Below are 25,211 nucleotides of genomic sequence, written 5' to 3'. Positions count from 1 at the left end.
TCGATGACTAGCCAACGCCGCCGCATGCCCACTGCCTTGCGTCTGGATGGAGACAATACCCATCTGGCCAATCTGTGTGGCCCTTTGGACGAAAACATCAAGCAAATTGCCATTGCCTACGAGGTCACCTTGCGTCGGCGTGGCAGCCATGTTTCGATTGAAGGCGAGCGCGCGGACGAAGCCGCCAAGGCCATTGACTGGTTCCATTCGCGTGCCGTACACCGTGCGCTGAATATCGACGATATTCAATTGGGCCTGGTCGAGCTGGGTGCCAGTCGCAGCCACGAAAAAGAGGACAAACCCGAGCCCCTGCCCGAGCTGCCCCCCGTAGGTCAGGAAGAAATTTCCCTGCGGACCGCCAAGCGCGACCTGCGTCCTCGCACACCCGGCCAACGCGAATACCTGCGCAATATTCTAAGCAACGACATCAACTTCGGCGTCGGTCCGGCCGGTACCGGAAAAACCTGGCTGGCAGTGGCCTGCGCCATTGATGCTCTGGAGCGCGAAGCCGTCCACCGTCTAGTGCTGACACGGCCCGCCGTAGAAGCCGGTGAGCGTCTGGGGTTTTTGCCCGGCGATCTGGCCCAAAAAGTAGACCCCTATCTGCGGCCACTGTACGACGCGCTCTACGACTTGATGGGTGTGGAAAAAGTACAGCGTCTGTTCGAGAAGCAAGTCATCGAGATCGCACCACTGGCCTATATGCGCGGCCGCACCCTGAACCACGCTTTTGTGATTCTGGACGAAGCCCAGAACACCACACCGGAACAAATGAAAATGTTCCTGACCCGCATCGGTTTTGGCAGCAAGGCCGTAATTACCGGCGACCCCACCCAGGTGGACTTGCCCAAAGGCCAGCGCAGTGGTTTGAATCACGCCGTCCAGGTACTGGAAAACGTGCAGGGTATTTCCTGCTCGCGTTTCAGCAGCCGCGATGTGGTGCGTCACCCCCTGGTGGCGCGAATTGTGGACGCCTACGAGCGAGCCGGTGATGCCTGATCTGTCCCTGAGCGTCCAGTACGCTGTTGATTGCCCCGAGCTAAGCCGCTCCCGTATCCGCCGCTGGATGCAGCGCACCATTGACATGGCCGTTGAACGCATCCACCCCGAGGATCGCTTCACCGCCCTGTCCGCCACCTTGCGCATTGTGGATACCGAAGAAGGCCAAAGCCTGAACCTCAGTTACCGGGAACGCGACTACGCCACCAATGTGCTGACTTTTGAATATGGTCAGGACGAAGACGGTGTGGTCAGCGGCGATATCGTGCTTTGCCTGCCAGTGCTGGAACGTGAAGCCCAGGAACAGCAGAAACCGTTTCTGCACCACGCAGCCCACCTGGTCGTGCACGGCTGTCTGCACTCCCTGGGCTACGACCACCTTGAAGAGGATGAGGCCAAAGACATGGAAGCACTGGAAACTGCAATCCTGGCCAGTTTTCACATCCCCAATCCCTATGAAGAGCGCTAGACCATCTGGGTACAGCGACTCGCGGTCAGCCATCAAAAAACAGCCCCAACACTGACCGTCCTGTGCGCATTCCGAATGATGACAGGTACATACCTTGTCATCGTTTTTCGGTTATGCTTAATTATTCCTTAACTCGTCCTTCGGACAATGTCAGACTCTGCTCCCGACCCCGAGCCCCGTCCTTCAAAGACCAGCTCAAGCAATCCCATCTCTCGCTTAAGTGCTTTTTTCAATCGGCGTCACGAACCCGAAGACCGAGAAGACCTTAAGTCTGTCTTGGTTGCGGCCCACGCCCGCAACGTTATCGACGACGAATCGCTGTCCATGATTGCCGGCACGTTGGACATGGCCAACAAAACCGTGGCCGATATCATGGTGCCACGATCCAAGATCGATATGCTGGACATCGCCAAACCGTTGACCGAGATGCTGCCCATCATTATTGAGACGGGCCACAGTCGCTTTCCGATCTACGAGACAGAACGCGACAACATCATCGGTATTTTGCTGGCCAAGGACTTGCTGCTCTCGATTGCCAATCCCACGCTGGATTTGCGACCGCTGATCCGTCCTGCCGTATTTATCCCCGAGACCAAGCGCCTGAACGTCTTGCTGCACGAGTTCCGTGGCAGCCGCAACCATCTGGCCGTCGTGATTGACGAGCACGGCGGTACGGCAGGCCTGGTCACCATGGAAGACGTGCTGGAACAGATTGTGGGCGACATCGAAGATGAATACGATGAGGACGCCGAGCAGACTATCTTCCAGGCCGGCCCCGACAGTTGGCGTGTCATGGCACTGACTGAAATTCCCGATTTCAACGAAGCATTCCATACCAGGCTTCCTAACGACGACTTCGATACAGTCGGTGGTTGGCTGGCATCCGAATTAGGGCACATCCCTCGCCGGGGCGATGTGGCCCAACTCGATGGCATCAGCATCACCGTTGTACGCGCCGACGCCAAGCGAGCCTTATGGTTGCACGTTCAGCGAGCCACACCCGCCGAGCCCGATCTTGAACAAAGCTGATTCCAAACCCTTACCCCAGGCGCTAAGCGTCGCTTTATTGCTGGTCCTGGGGGGCTTGCACGCCCTGTCCTTCTCCATTGGCCCGCTGCCATCCTGGCTTCTGCCCTTCTACCAGATCACCTTGCTGGCTATCGCCTGCTCACAGATCATGGGCTCCAGGTCGGTGCGCCAAGCGTTTGGACGCAGCTACTTGTTTGGGCTTGGCCATTTTGGTGTAGGAATTTACTGGCTATACATCAGCATGCACCAATATGGTGGCATGCCTTCCTGGATGGCCGCTTTGGGTGTTCTATTGCTAGCCGCTGCCCTGGCCCTCTTTCCGGCCCTGGCTTCAGCGGTCTGGCAAAGATTGCGACCCAAGCACGATAGTGATTCCTGGTTACCACGATTGCTATTGTCCGCAGGCTGGGCAAGCTGTTGGGCACTCAGCGAATGGCTGCGCGGCAATTTACTCACTGGTTTTCCTTGGCTCAATATCGGCTACGCCCACGCGGAAGGGATGTTTACCGGCTGGGCACCCGTTGTGGGTGTATATGGTCTGGCCTGGTTGTCGGCTTTCAGTGCCGCTGTGATTGCACAATTTGCCGCGTCCAAAGACAAGAACCAAAGCCCGTCCAGCGCGATCGGCATTGGTATCGCCATGATTTTCGGCCTGATCGGCATCAGCCTGCCGCATATTGCCTGGGTCCAATCGCATGGCGCGCCCTTTATTGCCCGCCTGGTGCAAGGCAATGTCGACCAAAGCGCCAAGTTCGGCCCTGATATGAGCGAGGGCATAGAGCGTTACTACGAGCTGGCGAACTTGCCCGCCAAATCCCCCGAAGACGCTCCGCGACTGATCGTTCTACCTGAAACCGTCATCCCTATCTTGCAAAACCGCTTAGAGAGCAGCTTCTGGCTGCGCTGGACGGAACTGGCACAGCGACGTCAAGCCAATCTGGTGCTGGGCGTCCCTATGGACCGTGGCACCGTCAACGGCAAGCTCAGCTATACCAATAGTGCTTTGCTGATCAGTCCCGAAACTCAGCCCCAAGACATCATCAACAGCACGGCCAGCTACTACGACAAACATCATCTGGTGCCTTTTGGTGAATTCATCCCCACCGGCTTTCAATGGTTTGTGGACATGATGAACATCCCCCTGGGGGATTTCCATCGCGGCGCTTTACCTCAAGCCCCCTTCAAAATGGCAGAGGGCCGAGTGGCCCCCAACATCTGTTATGAAGACGTGTTTGGCGAAGAGATCATCCAGGCTGTCCAAGGCGGCCCTGATCAGGAAGGTGCCACTTTGCTGCTGAACATCAGCAATCTGGGTTGGTTCGGCGATTCCTGGGCTTTGAGCCAACATTTGCAAATCTCCCGCATGCGGGCTTTGGAAACTGGCCGCCCCATGCTGCGTGCGACCAATACCGGCATGACAGCCGCCATTGATCCTTATGGCCGGATTCGCGCAGTCTTGCCACCGTTGACCCCAGGTGTGCTGGATGTGGAAGTACAAGGCACCACCGGCCTGACGCCCTATGTCAAGTACGGCAATTTGCCCTTTTTGATTTGGGCGGGTCTGATTCTGCTTGTTTTCGCCTGGCGGTCTCGCCGCCACCAACCTTAAGCGGCACACACGCCCTCGCAGGCGTTGCGACTTGCCACTGAGCATGAAACGCCTCTACTACTGCAAAGTCTGGGGGGCATTGGCGGTGATATTGAGTCGCCCCACGAACCCGCCTGCCTGCCTTTGGTTCCAGGCTTTACACCAGTCCACAAATTCATTGGCTGGGATAGGTGCGGAACACAAATAGCCCTGCATGAAGTCGCATCCCGCGCCGTTCAACAAATCCAACTGCTCTTGAGTGGTCACCCCTTCTGCCACGACATGCAAGCCCAGCTTTTGGGCCATGACGATCATGGCCTGGGTCAGTACCAGATCCTCGCTACTCAATGCCAGATTGCGGATATAGCACTGGTCGATTTTGAGCACATTGATAGAAAACCGCTTCAGGTGCGACAGAGACGAATATCCCGTACCAAAATCATCCAGCGCCACACTCATACCGTATTCACGCAAGAAGCTTAGTTGTTGCAAAGCCTGCCCTTGATCGTCCAACAGCAAGCGCTCGGTAATTTCTACCACCAGCGCATCGCCCGGGATACCTTCGGCTTGCAAATACTGCACCCATTCGCGCGCACAAGAGCCATTCAGTTTGAATTGTGCAGGCGATACATTCAAACTGACTCTGAAGGCAGGGTCCAACTCTTGTCGTAGCTGAACAGCGGCCTGAGCAGCCGTCTCAAACACCCACTCACCGATCAGGACAATCAGCCCGGAATCCTCGGAAAAGGGGATGAACTCTGACGGTGGCACCAAGCCCAGTTGCGGGTGCTCCCAGCGAATCAGGGCCTCGGCACGCGTGACACGCCCGGTACGCAAATCCACAATGGGTTGGTAATAAAGCTGAAACTGCTGCTCGCTCAAGGCGTTTTGCAAATCCTGGGAGAACCGAAGCCGTGCCTCCACGGCTTCGCTCATGGCAGGCAAAAAGCGGCAGTATTGATTGCGGCCACACGCCTTGGCGGCGTACATGGCCATATCCGCATTTTTCAAAAGCTGCCCAGCATCGTCGCCATCCTCGGGAAACAGAGTAATGCCCACGCTGGCAGAGACGGATACCGAGTTATTGTCCAACTGAAACGGCTCCTCAATCGTATCCAGCAAACAGCGACAAGTACGTTCCACAATTGAAGTATCACTGATATCCGAGATGATGACAGTAAACTCGTCCCCGCCAATTCTGGCCACGGTATCCGTTACCCGCACGCAGCGCTGCAAGCGCTGCGCCACTTCCTGCAAAAGTACGTCGCCCTTTTCGTGCCCCAAGGAGTCGTTCACATCCTTGAAAAAATCCAGATCCATAAAGATGAGCGCAAAGGGTAAACCGGTGCGGCGGGAGCGTTCTCGAGCTTGCTGCAAACGATCCTGGAACATCTGACGGTTGGGCAAACCCGTCAAATGATCGTAATGCGCTTGCTTCCACATCTGTGCTTCACGCTTTTTATGACTGGTAATGTCGGTGAACAAGCCAATGTGGCGATACACCGTACCATCCGGATTCCAGGCGGTACTGATAGTCAAACGTTCGGCAAAGTCCTCACCATTCTTGCGACGATTCCAGATATCACCCTGCCACCGCCCCGTCTCTAAGATCTCGCGCCACATCTTGCGATAGAACTCGTTGTCCTGCCGTCCGGAATTCAAAATAGACAGGGTACGGCCACGAACTTCGTCCAGCTCATAGCCCGTAATGCGGCTGAAAGCCGGGTTGGCATCGACCACATGACCAAAACGATCCGTCACCACGATAGCTTCACAGGTGTTCTCATACACTACGGCGGCCAAGCGCCCTGTCACCTCATTGCGCACCCGGGTGGTGATGTCCTGCACCACCGCCACCACGGCCATACGTCCGTCCAGTTGGATGGGAATAGCACAAATCTCTACATCAATGGATTTGCCGTCATAGCGCAATGCCCGTGTTTCATAACGCAAACTGCTACCACCAGAACGCGAATCGGGCACTACTTGTGTCAGGGACGGGAATCGAGGTGACAAAAAAACTTGATCAACCGTGAACTCCTGACGCAATTGTGAACGGCTATAGCCCAATGTTTCAGCAAGCTTTTTATTGACGAAATCAAAGCGGCCATCGCGAGATATATAAACCCCCAATAAAGGGTTGTGACTCAAACTACGGTATATGGCGTTGAGCTGAGATAAATGACGTTGCTGAATAGAAAGCTGTGCATCCAGCTGTTGGATCTTCAAACCGCAGGCATTCAAAATTTGCGACAAATAGCGCGTTTCGCTGGTACCGGAACTGGTACTTTTGGCCCGATAATTACCATTCGTAAAGGCATGCCCTTGGGTCATCAACTGTCGCAAGGGATCGGCAGCCCAGGCACGCAACATGAAGTAAAACAGGCACAAAGCGACCAAATCCAGACTCAACATGAAAAACACGGTCCAGCGGTGCTGAGCCAGTGTGCTTTCGCGTGAGGCGTCAAAGGCATCCAGCAATTGCTGGGTATTATGGCGAAACAGGGAGTCTTCCGCATTCAGGCTGGCAGCCGGCAAGAGCACCTGTTCCGAGCTGACCGGAAAGTCCAGACGCATCAAACGCCGCTGCCATTCATTGGTCAGCTGTGACACCAGCCCCAGCAAGGGTTTGTCCAACGGCAGCAGCATGACGCCATCGACCATGCCCCCTTCTCTGAGCAGATGCACTACCCCCTGGAACTGTTGATCCACTTGACGCAAGCGAGCGGGGGTTGAACTGGACGGTACCGCCAAGGCGACGGAATAGCTGATATCCGAGAGCTGGCGCAAGAGGCCGCTACTGGCTTGCAGACGCGTCTGTGCCTGATTCTGCTTGTAAATGACCGTAACCGTTGCCGAGATCAACAACAACCAGGCCAACAGCACCCAAATCAGCAAGGCACTCAAACTGATTCGTCTTTGTGCATCCACTGGAACTGGCAGAGGTGATGATATGCACTGCTTTGCTGACATAGCGCCATTAAATAAGAAAATGCAGGCTAAGAGATCGACCTACAAAACGTAATTATTGCAGGTGAAATGTTACTCAACGAAGCATAACATCATTAGATTACAGAGCAGCGAAAATTTCCTATAAACCCTTCATTTATGCGCCTAAGGAGCGGCTTAATGTTCCTTTGAAGGAACAAAAAAGCGATGCTAATACAGGAAATCATTTTCTTTTATTAGCCCATAAATGAAATACTACGACACAAATAGGCACAAAATTTTGTAACAAATAAAAAGATACAAGAACCTCCCAGGACTAGGCCCCCCCTGTCCCCCCTCCCCCGGCTGGGACATCATTTTCTGCCCCCCCTCAAACCGCTTCATCTAAAGTTTTTTCACTTTATTTTGTTTTTTTTCTTCAAAAGACTTGCACAAAGGCAAAAACATCTTCATAATCTCAATTCTTCGTTGGTGGTCAACACAAAGAACACCGAAATGGGGGTATAGCTCAGCTGGGAGAGCGCTTGCATGGCATGCAAGAGGTCAGCGGTTCGATCCCGCTTACCTCCACCAAAACGAAGATTAGCTGTAAGTCCTGTCCCCTTCGTCTAGAGGCCTAGGACACCACCCTTTCACGGTGGGTACAGGGGTTCGAATCCCCTAGGGGACGCCAAAGCTTTTGCTTGGCAACCGCTGCGGAGCGGTAGTTCAGTTGGTTAGAATACCGGCCTGTCACGCCGGGGGTCGCGGGTTCGAGTCCCGTCCGCTCCGCCAAAAGATTTTAAAAATCAGTCTTGTACTGGTTTTAGCAGTTTGAAGTGGCAAGCCTCGTCAAGCCTGACACTTATTTCGATACTTGGGTGTTTTGACACAGTCAAAATACAAAGTAAAGAAAATTGGGGGTATAGCTCAGCTGGGAGAGCGCTTGCATGGCATGCAAGAGGTCAGCGGTTCGATCCCGCTTACCTCCACCAAAACGACGATTAAGTTGTAAGTCCTGTCCCCTTCGTCTAGAGGCCTAGGACACCACCCTTTCACGGTGGGTACAGGGGTTCGAATCCCCTAGGGGACGCCAAAGCTTTTGCTTGGCAACCGCTGCGGAGCGGTAGTTCAGTTGGTTAGAATACCGGCCTGTCACGCCGGGGGTCGCGGGTTCGAGTCCCGTCCGCTCCGCCAAAGAATTCAAAAAGCCTGATAGATTTCAATCTGTCAGGCTTTTTTCATGCCCGCTACTCAAGTTACCTAGCTTCAGCACCAGGCACACCTCAAAATGGCAGCTCTGGTCCATTATCAGATCTCGATCCTCTATAGCTGGCACGCTCATCGGACTCCCAGAAAGCCAGATAGCTCTGCTGACATTCAGCAGGTTCCTCACCTTCTTTCTCGCCAATCCACAAGCACGTTGCAGCGTAGCCGGACGCGGCACCCCAACCACCAACCCCTCCGCGACCAGACAGTCAATTCGTGGTTTCAGGCACGCAATTATCTTGCCCCTGAGACGCAAGGAAGTTAATGTATTGCGTTATCGTTACTTCAACATTCAACTTCCATGTCCGCCAGCACCTTGGGCCAGCGAGGCCCGACCGAGCACCATCGCCGCGAACAGATTATTGAGCAAGCCAATGCTCATTTCCGGCTCTACGGATATCGCAAGACCTCGGTTGCCAGCCTGGCCAAGTCCATAGGCGTATCCAGCGCCTATCTCTATCGTTTTTTCGACTCCAAACAGGCCATTGGCCAAGCAATTTGTCATTCCGTGCTCAATGGCATGCACGTGCAACTGCAGCAAATTGTTGAAGGCGATTTGCCGCCTATTGAACGCCTGCGCCATTTCATTGAAACCGCCTGCAATCTAAGCCTGGAGCTGTTCTTGCGGGAAGGCCGCATGCAAGAGGTGGTGATTGAGGCTCTGCAAAACAACTGGGCCACAGTCAACCAGCACAGAGAGGATTTGCTGACCCAAATTACCGCACTGGTGCGTGCGGGTCGGGAAAGTGGCGACTTTGAGCGTCGTACTCCCCTGGACGAAGTGGTCCAAGGCATCTTATTTGCCTTGACCGCCTGCCTGCACCCCGTCTTGCTAGAAATACACCCCCCTGAAAAAACCCGTCAAGGCTTGCTGGTGGTCACCCAGCTAATCCTGCGCAGCCTGATGCCCTGAGCATCAAATCCCAAGTTACAGTTCATCCAACTCTTTACTTACCCGGAGTCCTGCATGGCTCTTTTCCGCTCTCTTAGCCCCGTTTTAAGTTTGTCTGCCGCCCTTGTACTGATGGGGTGTAGTCAGCAGACCCAAGAGGCAGACCCTCGCACTCAGGCTCCTTTGGTAATTCAAAGTGTTGTTGCGCCCAAGGCCGATCAGCAGCGGCGTTTCCTGGGCTTGGTTAGCGCGCGAATCGAGAGCCCGCTGGCATTTCGGGTAGGCGGCAAGATTGATACGCGCCAGGTCCAAAACGGCGAGCATGTAAAAAAGGGTCAGCTCTTGATGACTCTGGATCCCAAGGATCTGCAACTGGATCATCGTGCTCGTCTGGCTGCCGTGCAGGCGGCCCAAGCTCAGGCAGAACAAGCCCAGTCAGACTACAAGCGTTTATCCCTGCTTGTCGATCAGGGGGGTGTCTCCCGTCAGGCCCATGAGCAAAGCAGACAAGCGCTACGCAGCGCCCAGGCGAACTTGAAGTCAGCGCAAGCACAGGCTGACCTTGCCCGCAACGCAGGCCAGTACAGTTCCCTGAAGGCTGAGGCCAGCGGCATCATTACCGCCCAGTTGGCTGATGTCGGTCAGGTAGTCAGTGCGGGGCAAGCCGTGCTGCGCCTGGCCCAGGACGGCCCACGTGATGTCATCGTCAGTTTGCCAGAACAATGGGATCTTCCACTGGGCACCCGCGCCACGATCGAGCTGACTGACTCCCAGGAAAGCCTGCCCGCCCAACTGCGTGAGTTGGCACAATCCTCTGACCCCGCCACTCGCAGCTATCAGGCCCGCTTTTCCTTCGAGGGTGAGAACGTCACTGCCCGACTAGGCTCCAGCGCCATCGTGCATTTGACACCTCACGATGCAGACGCCTTGAATCAGGTGCCACTGACCGCCATTTACGATGCAGGCAAAGGCCCCGGCGTATGGGTCATTGATAATCAGAAAACCGTGCACTGGCAGCCTGTGACGATTGCCAAACTGGCCCAAGAGTACGCCTACCTTTCCAAAGGCCCTGAAACCGGTACAACCATTGTGGCCCTGGGTGCCAATCTACTGCACGAAGGCCAGGAAGTACGCCCAGAAATGCGCGGGGCCAAACCATGACAGGCCGCTTCAATCTTTCAGCATTGGCCGTGCGCGAACGGGCCATCACACTGTTCCTGATCATTGCTCTGGCAGCCTCCGGCATTTACTCCTTCGTGAAACTGGGACGAGCCGAAGACCCGGCTTTTACCGTAAAAGTGCTGACGGTCACTGCCATGTGGCCCGGAGCGACGGCTCAGGAAATGCAGGATCTCGTGGCCGAACCCATGGAAAAACGCATGCAGGAGCTGCGCTGGTTTGACAGGGTAGAGACGGTTACCCGCCCTGGCACAGCCCTGATGGTCGTGACCTTGAAAGACACCATGCCGCCGGCGGACGTCCAAAGCGAGTTTTATCAACTACGCAAAAAGCTGCAAGATCAAGCTCCACGTCTGCCCAAAGGCGTGCAAGGCCCCTTCGTGAACGATGAATATTCGGACGTGTCCTTTAGCCTGTTCGCCCTGCAAGCCCCAGGCTTGCCACCGCGATTACTGACTCGCGAAGCCGAGAAGGTGCGCAGCCAGTTGCTGCAGGTTCCCGGCGTCAAGAAAGTCAACATTCTGGGCGAGCAAAGCGAGCGCATCTTTGTCGATCTGGACGAGGCCAAGTTGCACAATCTGCAACTGAATCCTCAACAGATCCTGGAAGCCTTGTCCAAACGCAGCGCCATGACCGCCAGTGGCGCGGTCAGCACCGATGGACCACGCATTCATCTTCGCCTCAGTGCCGGACTGGATGATATAGAGGCCATCAGCAATACCTATATCTACGTACAAGGTCACACCTTGCGACTGGGCGATATTGCCACAGTCAGCCGGGGTTACGAGGACCCGCCCAGCTTCGAGATTCATCACAACGCCCAATTTGCCATGCTGCTGGATGTCGTGATGCAGGAGGGCTACAACGGCCTGTATCTGGGCAAGGATCTGGAAAAGGCACGGGAAGATATTGCCGCTGCCCTGCCTCTGGGTTTCTCGCTGGAGACCGTGACCAACCAGTCGGTGAACATTGCTTCGGCCGTGGGCGAATTCATGTTCAAGTTCTTCGCAGCACTCAGCGTCGTGCTGCTGGTGTGTCTGATCAGCATGGGCTGGCGTGTGGGAATTGTGGTGGCAGCAGCCGTCCCCCTGACGCTGGCCATGGTGTTCGTCATCATGATGATGACGGGCAAGGTGTTTGACCGGGTGACGCTGGGTGCGCTGATTATCTCGCTGGGCCTGCTGGTGGACGACGCCATTATTGCGATCGAGATCATGATCGTCAAAATGGAAGAAGGCATGGACCGCCTGAAAGCCGCTGCCTATGCCTGGAACCATACGGCTGCACCCATGCTGTCCGGCACCCTGGTGACGATCATTGGCTTTCTGCCAGTGGGTTTTGCCCGTTCCTCTGCTGGAGAATACGCGGGCAATATCTTCTGGATTCTGGCCGCCGCCCTACTGACTTCCTGGCTGGTTGCCGTGGCTTTCACTCCCTATATGGGCGTGAAACTGCTGCCCGCCATTCCTGCCCGTCCAGGCGGTCACCAAGCCATTTATGACACCCCCAACTACAAGCGTCTGCGCCGCATGATTGCCTGGTCGGTACACCACAAGTTTCTGGTGGCCGGCATTGTGGTGGGTGCCTTCGTGCTGGCAGTTGTAGGCATGGGTTTCGTCAAACAGCAATTCTTCCCCACCTCCGATCGGCCCGAGCTGCTGGTAGAAGTGCAGTTGCCTGAAGGCAGCAGCATTCAGTCCACGCAGGCCGTTACTCGCAAGGTCGAGAGTTGGTTGCGCGAGCAGCCCGAGACCAAGCTGGTGACCAGCTATACCGGGCAAGGCGCACCGCGCTTCTTTCTGTCCTACAACCCAGAACTGCCCGACCCTTCTTTTGCCCGTCTGGTGGTGCTGACCGCCGATTATCACGACCGCGATGCTCTGCTGCAACGCTTTCGCAAGGTGGTGGCCGATGGTTTGACGCCAGAAGCGCGAGTGCGCGCAACGCAACTGGTGTTCGGCCCATCCACCAAATACCCCGTGGAGTTTCTGGTGCGCGGCCCCGACCTGGACACGCTACGCGATATTTCCGAGCAGGCCATGACGATTATGCGTGCCGACAAAGACATGCGTCAGGTGAACGTGGATTGGGGTTCGCGTGTGCCCGTCTTAAAGCTAAATGTAGACCCTCAGCGCCTGCAGGCCCTGGGCCTGAATCGTCAGAGTCTGGCAGAACAAATCCAGTTGCAGCTGGACGGCGCAACGGTTGCGGAATACCGCGAGGATTTACGTAATGTACTGGTCGTAGCGCGCAGCTCGGCCGTCAACCGCCATGATCCCACTCGCCTGTCCGGCCTGACCGTCATGAATGATCAGGGCCAGAATCTACCTTTGGAGCAAGTCGGCAAGCTGGAAATCATGCAGGAAGAACCCAAGCTGGCACGTCGCAACCGCCTGCCTACCATGACGGTACGGGGTGATATTGCTCCGCACGTACAACCGGCAGAGGTCGCCAACCGGGTGATGAAGGAGTTTGCCTCCTTGCAAGCTTCCCTGCCCCCTGGCTACCTGATCGAGATGAGCGGCATTACCGCCGAGGCCAAGAAATCCAACGACGCGCTGCTGCCCGTTTTCCCGGTCATGATTGCGCTGATGCTGCTGGTTATCGTGATTCAAGTGCGTTCGCTATCGAACATGATCATGGTGTTCCTGACGGCCCCCTTGGGCCTGATCGGCAGCGTACCTGCCTTGCTGATTTTCCAGCAGCCCTTTGGTTTTACCGCGATTCTGGGGCTGATCGGTCTGGCGGGGATTTTGATGCGCAATACCTTGATTTTGATTGAGCAGATCAAGACCAACCGGGCCGAGGGTGCCTCGCCCTACGACGCCGTAATCGAGGCCACCGTACAGCGTGCCCGCCCCGTTATTCTGACGGCGCTGGCGGCGGTACTGGCCTTCATCCCGCTGTCCTTCTCCGTGTTCTGGGGCTCCATGGCCCTGACGCTGATCGGTGGCACGGCGATTGGCACCATCCTGACCCTCCTGTTTTTACCCAGCTTGTATTCGATCTGGAATCGAATCCAGGACCCACGCGTCTCATCACTTGCTTGAAGGCTGAAACTATGTAAATAATGGATGCATGGTTTGGACCGAACCCCGCACGCGAGGCAGGCATACCGCCTGCCAGCCGCCCCCACAAAAGGGAGCATTTTTTGCCCACGGACGGGGGTTTGTGAGGGAAAAACCATGTGTCCCACGGCCAGTCTTGTGGGCCTGGAGAACAGAACGACGCCAGTTAGCTTATGTCTACACCGAACAACTTGCCCGCCGCCCTGTCTCACGCTTTCGAGAAGGCAATTTACCGAGTACACAGCCCTCAGGGCGATATAGACGTGCGCATCGGCCAGCTCAACCGCACTCTGAATCAATTGCTGGAACAAGAAAACAGTCGTGGCGCAGCGATTTTGACCGCCTGCAATCCAGGCGCCCAAATTTGCAGCCGCGCCTTTAACGATGCCGTTCAGGAAACCCTGCTACGCGATTTGCAAAAACAGGACCTTCATTGGTGGCCCGCCGTGAACCTGGACCCCAAAGGTAAATGGCCGGATGAACCCAGCTTGCTGGTATTGGACATCAGTCTGCAACAAGCGCGCTGGCAAGCACGCCTGTTCAAGCAATTGGCTTTTGTCTATATCCCGACCAATGGCAAACCACAGTTGCACCACGTGCAGCAGCGACTGCCTGTCTCCAATCAGGCTGATTTAAACAGCCCTGCTCCCTTCTAGACGCTGACGGAAACCATCGGCAATGGCAGCTCCTTTCAGCCGCCCCTCCGGCAAGACCCGCGCCCAGGCACGCCACTCGTGGCCAGTTGCTACCAGCACACCATCCATATTGAAGGCTTGATATTCAAGCTTGAAACGCCGCTCCAGCCATTGGGTCACATGCACACAAACGCGAATTTCGCGGTCATAGGTAACAGGTGCGCGGAAGTTGGCACCGACATCCACCAACGGGGTTACGGCATCGTATTCTTGTCGCAAGACACGCTGGCTCAAACCAGCCTGCCGCAGCCACGCCTGATACGTGCAATCAAACCAGTAAAAATAGTTGGGATAAAAAACGATCCCGGCCTCATCGCAATCACCCCACTCCACCGTGATGCGGCGCTCGAACACGTGCATGTTTATCCTTTCGCAAAATCACCGGTCAGTTTACTGCGAATAAAAAGGTGGAAACCACGCTAATCAGGTACTAAACCAGCAACAGAAACATTTTGCAAACACTGGCCAAGAAACAATTTGTATCGCGATCGGGCATATCAATTAAGCGAAGTTAGCAACAATTTCGCTTAATTATCACTGAAAAAAGCCTCTGCAGAGGGAAAGCCGTCACTTCCAAGCAGGGACAGAAGTCGTCTTTCACAGGCAGAGCACCTAGCATAGCCGCGTCACTGAATAAGGTAGCCTGCCATGTCTGTAAATAACCCCGCACCCTGGACAATTCGTCGCATCATGGAGCTTTACGAACTGCCCTTTATGGATCTCGTATTCCAGGCGCAAAGCGTACATAGACAGCACCACCCCGCCAATCAAATCCAGCTCTCCAGCCTGCTGTCCATCAAGACTGGCGCCTGTCCCGAGGATTGCTCCTACTGCCCGCAATCCTCCAAATACCAGACCGAGCTGGAACCCGAACCCTTGATGCCTCTGGAACAGGTACTGGAGGCGGCCCGCGCGGCCCAGGCACAGGGCGCACAGCGTTTTTGCATGGGTGCCGCCTGGCGTTCCCCTACAGAAAAGCAGTTGGACCAAGTCATTGATATGGTCAGTGCCGTCAAAGCGATGGGGCTGGAAACCTGTGTCACTTTGGGCATGCTGAAAGACGGTCAGGCCGAACGCCTAAAAGAGGCTGGGCTGGATTACTACAATCACAACCTGGACACCTCTCCCGAGTTCTATGGCCAGATCATCAGCACACGCACCTACCAGGACCGCCTGGACACGCTGGAACGCGTACGTGCAGCCGGCTTGAACAGTTGCTGTGGCGGGATCATTGGCATGGGCGAAAGTCGCCGCGAGCGTGCCGGCCTGCTGGCCCAGTTGGCCAATATGCGCCCCTACCCCGAGTCCGTGCCCATCAACCAATTGGTAAAAGTGCCAGGCACACCGCTCGATCAGGTCGATGACCTGGACCCCTTCGAGTTTGTACGCACTATCGCCATTGCACGTATCCTCATGCCCACCAGCGCCGTGCGCCTGTCAGCGGGCCGCGAAACCATGGATGACAGCACACAGGCCCTGTGCTTTATGGCGGGGGCCAATTCCATCTTCTATGGCGAGCAATTGCTGACCACCGGCAACCCGCAGTTTGTAGCGGACCAGGATCTGTTTGCCCGCCTGCAACTGGAAGCGGCCAAAACCACACTGTCCGAACCTCCTTTGTCTTTGGAACAAACCCGTCCACGCGCGATGGTCGAGGCCCTTTAATATGCTCACTTTGATCGCCAGTATTCTGTGCAGTGTTGCTGTTTCCATTCTGCTCAAAGTTGCCCGCCAGCGGCAGATCGATGTCGCCCAGGCCATCATGGTCAACTACGGCGTGGCAGTAACCTTAAGCCTGGTCTTGCTGCAACCACACCCCAGCAGCCTGCTCAATCCCGCCACACCCTGGTGGATTCTGATTGCCTTGGGCGTGCTTTTGCCTAGTGTCTTTCTGTTCATGGCGGCAGCCGTACGCCAGGCCGGTATTGTATTGAGCGATGCCGCCCAACGCCTGTCTCTGTTCATCCCCTTGCTGGCGGCCTTTCTGCTGTTTGGCGAGCATCTGGGCGGACAGAAACTATTGGGCATAGGCTTGGCCCTGACCGCCCTGCTGTGCTTGCTGATACGTCCCCACCAAACCAGTAAGCAGGACGCGGGTTCCGGACATCCGGCCCTGATGCTGCTGGCGGTCTGGCTGGGCTATGGCGTGATCGACATCATGTTCAAACAGCTCTCCAAAGCCGGCGCCGCTTTCTCCAGCAGTCTGGTGGTGTCCTTCTCCTTGGCAGGAGTGCTGATGCTGTGCTGGCTGCTGGCCAAGCGCACCAGTTGGCACAAAGGCAGTCTCTTGGCTGGTCTGGTACTAGGCCTGCTGAACTTCGGAAATATTTTCTTTTACATCCGCGCCCACCAAATCTTCCCGGAAAACCCCACCCTGGTGTTCTCGGCCATGAATATTGGCGTCATTGCCTTGGGGGCCATTGTTGGAGCGGGCTTCTTCAAAGAAAAACTCAGCGCCCTCAATATCGTGGGGGTTGCCCTGGCAATAGGCGCGATCGTGGCCCTGATTCCACGTTAAACAGTCCCAGGCGTATCTCATACACGCCTGCGTAGTGCAGCGCGGCAGCAGGATATTCTGGCTGGCAAGATTGAGCTTGAAGCTAAATCTAACGGGCTTGAATTCCAGATTTAAGATCCGGGCAAAGAAAAAACCCAGGCCTGGCCTGGGTTTTTTTGAGTGAATCATGGTCGTAAAGCGCCACGAAAACAGGCTCGATTCTGTCGACTGTTTACGGAGCTGGATCTGACGGTTTCCGCTTGCTCTCTGCCTCTTGCGCACCGCCCGAGCTATCCACATCTGCCGGGTTCCCAGAATCATCCAAGCCTCCGGAACTTCCCGCAACAGGATCAACCCTCTTGTCGTCCTCGGCAAGTGTCGCTTCTACGGCCTCATCCTCCGCCTGGCGCTCTACCGCAGTACTTTCCGTTGTCGCAGGCACGCGCTCCTCAACCGGGGGCAGATCCTCGAACACCGGGTCGTGTGACACGTCAGAACTGATATCGACCCGAGGATCCAATGCCACCGCCGCAGCCGAGCTTTGCAAGCTATCGGGCATAGGCACAAAGTTGGTTGGCGCATCCTGGCTCAAGTGATCGCCCAGCACTTTTTGCGGACGAACCAACAGGACCAGTGCCAAACCACAGGCCGCCACGAAAATGTAGTACAGGTTGCTGCCGATGTAAGTCATCAGGCCGCCGGCAAGCAGCGGCCCCAAACAGGCCCCCAAGCCATACACCATATACAGGATGGCGCTCAACCCGACCCGCCGCTCTGGGTCCACGTTATCGTTGGCAAACGCCGCCCCCAAGGGGTAGAGCGTAAATTGCAGAATCCCGAACAGCGCGGAAAAAACCAGCAAGAACCAGAACGGTGCCTCGAACCAGCCCCACAAGGGAATAGCCAAGACCAGCAAACAGATTGCATTGATGCGGATGAGCTTGACGCGATTCATGCGATCTGCCAACCAGCCTACCGGCCACTGAGCCAACACCCCGGCTGCCACCGACACCGCAACAAACAAGGCGGCCTGCTCACTACTTAAATGGACTCGCACCGCATATACCGGGGCCAGCCCGTAGAAGGCCCCTGTCAACATGCCAGCCACCAGCAGCACCATCAAGGACAAGGGCACGCGATCTACGTAGTAACGCGCATTAATGGGTGCGGGGACTTGCAAAGGCGGATGACTGCGACGGGTAATCGCCACCGGCACAAGACTGAAGGCCGAACAGATCGCCACAAAAACCAGGGGTTCGTAATTCAGATGCGGGAACAGCGTTAACGACAACTGTCCCAACACCGTGCCCAGACTGGAGAACACCATGTAAATGGCAAAAATTGTACCGCGCTGGCTATTGTCGCTTTGCTCGTTCAGCCAGCTTTCAATACCCATGAACTGCACTACCATCGCTGCGCCCGCCAAAAAACGCAACAGCAGCCAGACATACATGGAGTCGATCAGAATCTGCACCAGCACACAGATGGTGACAATGGCAGCACTGGCGGCGTACGCACGAATATGGCCCACGCCCATGATCAGGCGATGGCCCATACGAGCACCAAATACCAGGCCCAGGTAATACACCGCAATCAGCCCACCAATCCATACCTCTGACACGGAGATGGCCGTCAGGCGCACCCCCATGAAGGTGTTGAATAGGCCCGAGCTGAGCAAGAGCATCAGGGTCGCAAAGTACAGGGACGAAAACGCACCCACCGATGACAGCATTCACACATCCTAAAAAAACAGCAGCACCGTGCTTACTCTGGCTATCCCCCACACTCCAGCCGGGGTGCCACGACAAAAGCACGGTAAAAAAAGCGCCAGCTTGCAGCCAGCGCTTTGTAAGCTTTCACTCCCACGCCTGGCCGGACTGGCGCAGAGTCAGATACTTAAGACTGTACCTGTTTGAGCAGAGTATCTGCATCTGACGTATGCAGGCCTCCGTCGTTCTCAATGTTCAATTGTTTAACAACGCCATCATCGAGCAAGGCGGAAAAACGTTTGGAACGAACGCCCAGACCTTTGGCCGTCAGATCAAACTCCAGACCCAGTTTCTTGGTCCAGACCGCACTGCCGTCAGCCAACAAGCGCACTTTGCCATTGACATTCAGGGACTTACCCCATGCACCCATCACGAAAGCATCGTTCACAGACACGCACCAGATTTCATCCACGCCAGCAGCCTTGAACTCATCTGCCTTGGCGACAAAGCCAGGCAAGTGCTGCTCGGAGCAGGTGGGAGTGAAAGCGCCAGGGACAGCAAACACGGCAATTTTCTTGCCTTTAACCAGATCAGCCACCTGAAAGTTATTGGGGCCCATCGGGCAACTTTCTGTGGCGGTTTCAATGTACTCACTAAGGGTCGCGTCTGGAACGCGCTCACCGACTGAAATGGACATAAGGTCTCCGTATGAATAAACACCGCCAGTATGGCGGCCCGATCAAACTATGATACTAATAGACTAGCGTGTCTGATAGACAAATAATACTTATCAGTACGTTTCATTTGCCTACACAACCAAGAAAAACCATTCAGCGCTGAAAGACAATCAGACCAGCACACGTAGGCAGCAACCTTTGGTGGATGCTGGAATCAGCCAGTCCCGGCACTCAAAAAATACAGTCCATACAGCAAAAAAATCTGTCAACACTAAAACACTCACCCACAAAAAAAGGCCGGGCTTTTTGCCCGGCCTTCCAGGTGATTCACGTTTTACGCCGATTGCATAAAGCCGTACTGCCCCATCATGGGCTCACCTTGCCCTGCTCGCCGATAGCGATCAGGAACTCTACAGCCATCCCATCATGCGGGGCAGCCAAAGCGTAATTCCTGGAATGAAGGTAATCATCAAGAGGAAGGCCAGGCCCGTCAGCAACCACGGCATGGTGGACTTGGTCACTTCGGTCAGGCCCAGCTTCGATATGCTGGACGCCACATACAGATTCAAGCCAACCGGCGGCGTCGCCAGCCCGATCTCCATATTCACCACCATCATGATGCCGAAGTGAACCGGGTCCATGCCCAGCTTCATGGCAACCGGGAACAAAATGGGGGCCATGATCAGGATCAGCCCCGATGGCTCCATGACCATACCGATCACCAGCAACAAGACATTGACGAACAGCAAGAAGGCAATCAGCCCCATCCCTTGCGACACAATCCATTCGGCAATCGCTTGTGGAATCTGCTCGGAGGTCAAAATGAAGGCGAACATGACCGCGTTCGTGATGATGTACAGCAGCATGGCACTCATAGCCGCCGACTCCAGCACAATGCGTTTTACCTCGCGCAGCTTCACATCCTTGTAGACCCAGACCGCAATCACAAAAGCGTACACGGCACTGATGGCGGCAGCTTCGGTCGGCGTGAACACACCGGAGTAAATTCCCCCCATCACAATAACGATCAGCATCAACCCCCAGATGGAATCCATGAAGGCACGCCAGCGCTCTTTGAAAGAAGCACGCGGCATACGGGGGTAGTTCATTTTCCAGGCGCGGAACATGGTGGTCGCACCCAGGGCAAGCGCCAAGATCAAGCCCGGCACCACACCTGCAATAAATAGCTGACCAATCGAGGCAGTGCCTACTTTGGCACCATCCGGGCCTTCGACCATCATGCCGCTGGTAGCCACCGCGTACATCACCATCACAATTGAAGGTGGCAGCAAGATACCCAAACCACCAGAGGTAGCCACAATGCCGGTTCCGAACTGTGCGGGATAGCCTTGTTTGACCATCGCCGGAATCATGATCGACCCAATGGCCGCCACGGTAGCTGGCGAAGAACCACTGATCGAGGCAAACAAGGCGCAAGCCAGTACCGCTGCCAAGCCCATGCCGCCGGGCAAATGGCCCACCATGGAGGCCGCAAAGCGAATCATGCGCTGCGCGACCCCACCATGCGTCAGGAAGCTACCGGCCAGAATGAAGAACGGAATCGCCATGATCTCGAACTTCTCGATGCCGGTAAACAGCTTCAGAGCAATACTGTCCATGGGCACGTCTGTCATGGTGAACAGGAACCCCATCACCGTCAGACCCAGGGCAATCGACACGGGCATGCCTGTCAACAGCAGGATAGCCAGCAAGGCAAAAATAATCAGGGCGGTCATGCGCGCGCTCCTTCGGATTCAGACACACCGCGCTCTGTTTCAGCGATCAGATCAGCCGCAGGCTCGTGATGGGGCAACTGGCCAGTCTGAATGAAATTCATCAAGGCTTGCAGGAAACGAAAACACATCAGCAGGGAACCCGCAGGCACCGCCAGGTACACAATCCAGACAGGCACTTCCAGGTCAGCCGACACTTGAGCTGTATGGGCAATGTCGTAGACAAAGCTGCCGCCAATCCAGGCAACCATGGCGGTAAACAAGGCACCGGCGAACAGGGAAATCACCACCAGCAGATGGCGCCAACGCGGCCCTACCGCGTTAACCAGCACGTCCACACCCACGTGGATACCCACGCGTACGCCGTATGCGGCACCAAACTTGGCCATCCAGACAAACAGGTAAATACACAGCTCCTGCGCCCAGAGCAAATTGATGCCAGCCACACTGCGATAGCTTGAACGGGCCAACGCCATCACGGATTCGTAACCCTGAGCCCGCGACCAGGACACCAGATCAGCCAGCATGCTGACCGAGTAACGCTGGCAGACCGCTACGAAAATAATCACCACGGCGGCCACCATGAGAAGCGAGATGAACGTCTCCTCAAAGCGGTCCAGAATACGTAAGAACATGGGTAGCTCCAGACTACAGCGGGCCCACCCGGATCACGGGCAGGCGCGGCGCAGTAGCGGGAAGAAAAACGGAGCAGGTCTGAAACAGACCTGTACAAGATAAGCAGAGAAAACCGACTTTATTCGGTCGCCTTGTAAAAGGCATCGATCACGTCCTGGCCGATACGAGATGCCATTTCCTTGTGAACAGGATGCAGTTGCTTGACCCACTCCTGACGCTCGGCATCGCTCAACTGATAGAACTGAGTCTTGCCGGACTCTTGCATAGCCTTCATGGAATCGTTGTTCTCTTGCTCGGCAATATCGTTGGCGTAAACCGTGGCTTCGGCCATGGCCTTTTCCATGCCTTGGCGGATATCGTCAGGCAGACCTTCCCAGAACTTCTTGTTCACAATCACGGCATAGCCCAGATAACCGTGATTGGACACGGTGGCGTGCTTTTGCACTTCATGCATTTTCTGGGTGTACATATTGGACGGCGGGTTCTCGGTGCCATCGACCACACCGGTTTGCAGGGCTTGGTACACCTCCGAGAACGCCATCACCTGAGGCACGGCATCCAGTGCCTTGAACTGAGCTTCCAGAACCTTGGAGGACTGAATACGCATCTTCAGGCCCAGGAAATCGTCCACGCTTTTCAGGGGCGTATTGGCGCTCATGACCTTAAAACCGTTGTCCCAGTAAGCCAGGCCCTTGATGCCCTTGGGCTCCAGTTTGTCCAGCAGCATGCGGCCCACAGGCCCTTCGGTGACCTTACGCAGATCGTTGCGGTCATTGAAGATGAAAGGCAGATCGAACACCTCAAATTCACGTACGCCCAAAGGACCGAACTTGGCCAGCGATGGGGCCAGCATGTGTACCGCGCCCAGTTGCAGGGCTTCGAGTTCTTCCTTGTCTTTGTACAGTTGCGAGTTCGGGTAGACTTCGACAACGACCTTGCCCTCGGTGTATTTTTCGGCCAGTTCCTTAAAGCGCACAGCGCCCTTGCCCTTGGGTGTGTCTGGCGACACAACGTGGCTGAACTTGATGATCATGGGGTTGGCCAGAACAGGCGCGGACAGGAATACGGACGCCAGCAAGCTGGCCACAAGGGTCTTTTTCATGTTTGCCTCCGGTCGGTGGGGAACCGACACGTGTTATTGATTGATTTGCTTGAAAGCGTGTAGCTTAAAAAAGCAGTCCCGAATTATCTATTGTGGAAATCCGAAACCTTTTGTCATGATGCGTCTTGCCCGTCCGTCCGGATTCATGCGCCAGGCTGCCTCACGCACCCTGGCCGCCCACCCGATCAGCACCTATGTGCCTATTTTGGCCATTCTGATTATTGTGCTGCTGATGGGCGTGTTTGCCTGGGCAGTCAGCAAGGAGCGCCATGAGGAGCAATCCAACGAGCTGATACGCAATGCCCTGTGGGTGGAGCAGTCCCTGTCCTTTCAATTGCGCTCGCACGAGAACAATTTAAGCCGCATTGCCAGTGAAATTGAAGTTCACTCCCAGCCCGCCACCACCCAGACGGCACTGACACAGTTACAGCACTTCAAAACCATTCACCCCGATCTGCTCAAAGTCGCGGTACAAGATCGCTTTGGCACCACTTTGCTGGTGCGCCCTCCCGGTGCCGACACCCGGATTGCGGCCCACGTCAGCACGCCCCGCACGTCCACCTGGTTACCTGCCTACTACTCCAATGAGCACCAGGAAAGTGTGCTGGATCTGGTGGTGCCCATTTACGAGGACAACGAGATTGTCGGCACCTTGCGCGCCACCTTTTCCCTGGCCACCATTCTGATGGAAAACGTGCCCTGGTGGATCGCCGAGCAGTATCACGTCTCCCTGATCGACCAGGGCGACCAGACGCTGGCTACACGCTCCAAAGGCGAGCCGGGGCAAAGCGAATTACGTTACGCCATGTCGGTAGACCCGCCTTTGCATGGCGTACGTTTGCTGATGACACCCTATCCGCAAAAAAACATTCCCACCTTCACCTTGCTGCTGACCGTCATTGCCGGTCTGGCTTTACTGGCTGTGGTGAACCTGGCCATGCAACATCACTACGCACGCAAACGCCGTGATGCCGAGCTGGCCTTGAGGCAGGAACAAGCCTTTCGCAGTGCCATCGAGAACTCCATGGTGACCGGCATGCGCGCCCGCGATCTGGACGGCAAGGTGCTGTATGTGAACCCGGCGTTTTGCGAACTGGTCGGGCGCAGCAGCGAAGAAATTATTGGTCTGGCACCGCCCATGCCCTGGTGGGTGCCGGAGATGATGGATGAAACGCTGGAGCGCCGGGACCGCCTGAAGTCCTCCCGCTCCGTGCAAGTCTTTGACACGCTGTTCCAACGTCCGGACGGCTCGCGCGTCGATGTACAGGTCTTTGAGTCCCCGCTGATTGACGCCCAGAAACAGCATGTGGGCTGGATCAGTTCCATCATTGACATCAGCTCGCGCAAGCAGGCCGAAGCCCTGGCCAGCTCACAGTCCGAACAATTGCACCACACGGCCAAACTCATCACCATGGGCGAGATGGCCTCCACGCTGGCCCATGAACTGAACCAGCCGCTATCGGCCATTGCCAGCTATGCAGCCGGCTCCCTGAACCTGCTGGGTAATGAACCACTGGATCCGACACTGCTGCGTCGAGGCCTGGAAAGTCTGGCCGAACAAACACGCCGTGCCGGGCAAATCATCCACCGCATTCACGACTTTGTACGTAAACGCGATCCGCAGCTCAGCCCCCTGAATTTGCCAGATGCCTTGCAAGGCGCCTTGGCCATGGCCAAGGCGGGCCTGCGTCATCATCAGATTCAATTGATCGTGCCCTCTCACCCCGAGAACCTGCCCGTGATGGGCGACAAGGTGCTGCTGGAACAACTGATTTTCAACCTGCTGCGTAATGCTGCCGAAGCCATGTCCGGCCTGGAGCCGGAACGCCGGGTACTGGAAGTCAGCATGCAGGCCAGCAACGGTGTGGTGCTGGTGATGGTGGCCGACCAAGGCCCCGGTGTAGCAGCGACCATCATGGCCGAGGTGTTCCAGGCCTTTACCACCACCAAAGCTCAGGGCCTGGGCATTGGTCTGAATATTTGCCGCTCCATTGTGGAGCTGCACCATGGCAAACTCTGGTTTGAAAACGGGGTTCCCCACGGTGCCACCTTCCTGTTTTCCTTGCCCTTGATCGAACATGACTAAGCACGCCCCTTTGGTCCACATCGTGGACGACGACCCAGCCATCCGCGATGCCCTGTCCTGGCTCTTTGCTACCCGTCAGGTCAATACCGAACGCTGGGAATGCGGCGAGGCCTTTCTCAATGCACTTGGCCCCGAAACCCAAGGCTGCATTCTGCTCGACATACGCATGGATGGCCTGTCCGGCCTGGAGGTGTTTGAACAACTGCGCCAGCGCCAGTCCTGCCTGCCCGTTATTTTTCTGACCGGCCACGGCGACCTGCCCCTGGCCGTGACCGCGCTGAAACAAGGCGCGGCAGATTTCATCGAAAAGCCTTTTAACGATAACGATCTGGTGGACCGCGTGCTGGAGGTGCTGCGCAACTACGAGGCCAGCCAGGAAGCACGAGACCACGAGCAGGCTTTGGAGCAACGGCTGGATACCCTGTCTCAGCGCGAACGTGAAGTGTTGGCCCTGGCGCTGGAGGGACGACTGAACAAACAGATTGCCCAGGACCTGAACATCACCATGCGCACGGTGGAGGTACACCGTGCCCGAGCACTGGAAAAGATGCAGGCCCGCACGCTGATCGAGCTGGCCCGACTACTGGACCCAGCCCGCCTGCGGGAAGACCGCAACCCGCCGGGGCCTTAGTCAAAGCCACCGGGGCGGGTGTAT

19 protein-coding genes and 6 tRNA genes are annotated in these 25,211 nt (G+C 56.0%); 18 read left to right on the top strand and 7 right to left on the bottom strand.

Annotated features, from left to right (window positions below):
• Positions 1-3: 3 nt before the first annotated feature.
• The 4 genes from LNA76_RS10410 to lnt all read left to right on the top strand — a co-directional run bounded on the left by LNA76_RS10410 (position 4) and on the right by lnt (position 4,106).
• Positions 4-999 (top strand): PhoH family protein, encoded by a 996-nt coding sequence (locus LNA76_RS10410; protein ID WP_094195680.1) that lies wholly within the window; start codon positions 4-6, stop codon positions 997-999.
• Entirely contained in the window at positions 992-1,468 is a 477-nt protein-coding gene (gene ybeY, locus LNA76_RS10405; protein ID WP_094195679.1) for an rRNA maturation RNase YbeY, read from the top strand. Before LNA76_RS10410 ends, ybeY begins: the two co-directional genes overlap by 8 nt.
• Before the next feature lie 147 nt (positions 1,469-1,615).
• Entirely contained in the window at positions 1,616-2,497 is an 882-nt protein-coding gene (locus tag LNA76_RS10400) for an HlyC/CorC family transporter (RefSeq protein ID WP_094195678.1), read from the top strand.
• A complete protein-coding gene (gene lnt, locus LNA76_RS10395; protein WP_094195677.1) occupies positions 2,484-4,106 on the top strand; it encodes an apolipoprotein N-acyltransferase in 1,623 nt (540 codons plus the stop codon). Before LNA76_RS10400 ends, lnt begins: the two co-directional genes overlap by 14 nt.
• 57 nt (positions 4,107-4,163) lie before the next feature.
• Here lnt and LNA76_RS10390 read toward each other — a convergent pair whose 3' ends face one another.
• Positions 4,164-6,992, bottom strand: a complete 2,829-nt coding sequence (locus LNA76_RS10390) for an EAL domain-containing protein (RefSeq protein WP_094195676.1) — start codon at positions 6,990-6,992, stop codon at positions 4,164-4,166.
• 539 nt (positions 6,993-7,531) lie between these two features.
• Between LNA76_RS10390 and LNA76_RS10385 the strand changes: the two genes are divergently transcribed.
• From LNA76_RS10385 to LNA76_RS10340, 10 genes are all read left to right on the top strand, one after another.
• Positions 7,532-7,607, top strand: a tRNA-Ala gene (locus tag LNA76_RS10385).
• A gap of 24 nt (positions 7,608-7,631) precedes the next feature.
• Positions 7,632-7,707, top strand: a tRNA-Glu gene (locus LNA76_RS10380).
• Positions 7,708-7,731: 24 nt separating this feature from the next.
• Positions 7,732-7,808: transfer RNA gene (locus tag LNA76_RS10375), tRNA-Asp, on the top strand.
• A gap of 124 nt (positions 7,809-7,932) precedes the next feature.
• A tRNA-Ala gene (locus LNA76_RS10370) sits at positions 7,933-8,008 on the top strand.
• Between the two features lie 25 nt (positions 8,009-8,033).
• Positions 8,034-8,109: transfer RNA gene (locus LNA76_RS10365), tRNA-Glu, on the top strand.
• A 24-nt stretch (positions 8,110-8,133) separates the two neighbouring features.
• A tRNA-Asp gene (locus LNA76_RS10360) sits at positions 8,134-8,210 on the top strand.
• A 373-nt stretch (positions 8,211-8,583) separates the two neighbouring features.
• Complete coding sequence (locus LNA76_RS10355) at positions 8,584-9,195, top strand: TetR/AcrR family transcriptional regulator (RefSeq protein ID WP_094195675.1); 612 nt, start codon at positions 8,584-8,586, stop codon at positions 9,193-9,195.
• A gap of 54 nt (positions 9,196-9,249) precedes the next feature.
• Entirely contained in the window at positions 9,250-10,335 is a 1,086-nt protein-coding gene (locus LNA76_RS10350; RefSeq protein ID WP_230019032.1) for an efflux RND transporter periplasmic adaptor subunit, read from the top strand.
• Positions 10,332-13,403, top strand: coding sequence for an efflux RND transporter permease subunit (locus LNA76_RS10345; protein ID WP_230019031.1), 3,072 nt, complete (start codon positions 10,332-10,334; stop codon positions 13,401-13,403). Before LNA76_RS10350 ends, LNA76_RS10345 begins: the two co-directional genes overlap by 4 nt.
• 191 nt (positions 13,404-13,594) lie before the next feature.
• A complete protein-coding gene (locus tag LNA76_RS10340) occupies positions 13,595-14,077 on the top strand; it encodes a DUF3293 domain-containing protein (RefSeq protein WP_108728078.1) in 483 nt (160 codons plus the stop codon).
• On the opposite strand, the gene LNA76_RS10335 is transcribed toward LNA76_RS10340, so the two are convergent.
• Positions 14,054-14,476 carry an acyl-CoA thioesterase gene (locus LNA76_RS10335; RefSeq protein WP_230019030.1) on the bottom strand — a complete coding sequence of 141 codons (423 nt, stop codon included), beginning with the start codon at positions 14,474-14,476 and terminating at the stop codon, positions 14,054-14,056. The genes LNA76_RS10340 and LNA76_RS10335 overlap by 24 nt on opposite strands.
• Positions 14,477-14,764: 288 nt before the next feature.
• Here LNA76_RS10335 and bioB point away from each other — a divergent pair, with 288 nt between their 5' ends.
• Entirely contained in the window at positions 14,765-15,781 is a 1,017-nt protein-coding gene (gene bioB, locus LNA76_RS10330) for a biotin synthase BioB (RefSeq protein WP_094195670.1), read from the top strand.
• Position 15,782: 1 nt separating this feature from the next.
• Entirely contained in the window at positions 15,783-16,634 is an 852-nt protein-coding gene (locus LNA76_RS10325; RefSeq protein ID WP_108728079.1) for an EamA family transporter, read from the top strand.
• Between the two features lie 211 nt (positions 16,635-16,845).
• Here LNA76_RS10325 and LNA76_RS10320 read toward each other — a convergent pair whose 3' ends face one another.
• The 5 genes from LNA76_RS10320 to LNA76_RS10300 all read right to left on the bottom strand — a co-directional run bounded on the left by LNA76_RS10320 (position 16,846) and on the right by LNA76_RS10300 (position 22,470).
• Positions 16,846-18,345, bottom strand: coding sequence for an MFS transporter (locus LNA76_RS10320; RefSeq protein ID WP_094195668.1), 1,500 nt, complete (start codon positions 18,343-18,345; stop codon positions 16,846-16,848).
• A gap of 164 nt (positions 18,346-18,509) precedes the next feature.
• Positions 18,510-19,019 (bottom strand): peroxiredoxin, encoded by a 510-nt coding sequence (locus LNA76_RS10315; protein ID WP_094195667.1) that lies wholly within the window; start codon positions 19,017-19,019, stop codon positions 18,510-18,512.
• 390 nt (positions 19,020-19,409) lie between these two features.
• Entirely contained in the window at positions 19,410-20,735 is a 1,326-nt protein-coding gene (locus tag LNA76_RS10310) for a TRAP transporter large permease (RefSeq protein WP_230019029.1), read from the bottom strand.
• Positions 20,732-21,367 carry a TRAP transporter small permease gene (locus LNA76_RS10305; RefSeq protein WP_230019028.1) on the bottom strand — a complete coding sequence of 212 codons (636 nt, stop codon included), beginning with the start codon at positions 21,365-21,367 and terminating at the stop codon, positions 20,732-20,734. The genes LNA76_RS10310 and LNA76_RS10305 overlap by 4 nt, the downstream gene beginning before the upstream one ends.
• Before the next feature lie 119 nt (positions 21,368-21,486).
• A complete protein-coding gene (locus LNA76_RS10300) occupies positions 21,487-22,470 on the bottom strand; it encodes a TRAP transporter substrate-binding protein (protein ID WP_094195664.1) in 984 nt (327 codons plus the stop codon).
• A gap of 115 nt (positions 22,471-22,585) precedes the next feature.
• On the opposite strand from LNA76_RS10300, the gene LNA76_RS10295 reads away from it, so the two are divergent.
• Together LNA76_RS10295 and LNA76_RS10290 are read left to right on the top strand one after the other, a co-directional pair.
• Positions 22,586-24,556: a PAS domain S-box protein gene (locus tag LNA76_RS10295; protein ID WP_108728081.1), complete on the top strand. Its 1,971-nt coding sequence runs from the start codon at positions 22,586-22,588 to the stop codon at positions 24,554-24,556.
• Complete coding sequence (locus LNA76_RS10290; protein WP_094195662.1) at positions 24,549-25,187, top strand: response regulator transcription factor; 639 nt, start codon at positions 24,549-24,551, stop codon at positions 25,185-25,187. The genes LNA76_RS10295 and LNA76_RS10290 overlap by 8 nt, the downstream gene beginning before the upstream one ends.
• Positions 25,188-25,211: the final 24 nt, after the last annotated feature.

This window comes from Alcaligenes sp. MMA (genome assembly GCF_020907215.1).
GTDB classification, from domain to species: Bacteria; Pseudomonadota; Gammaproteobacteria; order Burkholderiales; family Burkholderiaceae_B; genus Alcaligenes; species Alcaligenes aquatilis.
This window is presented reverse-complemented; position numbering and strand designations above follow the sequence as displayed.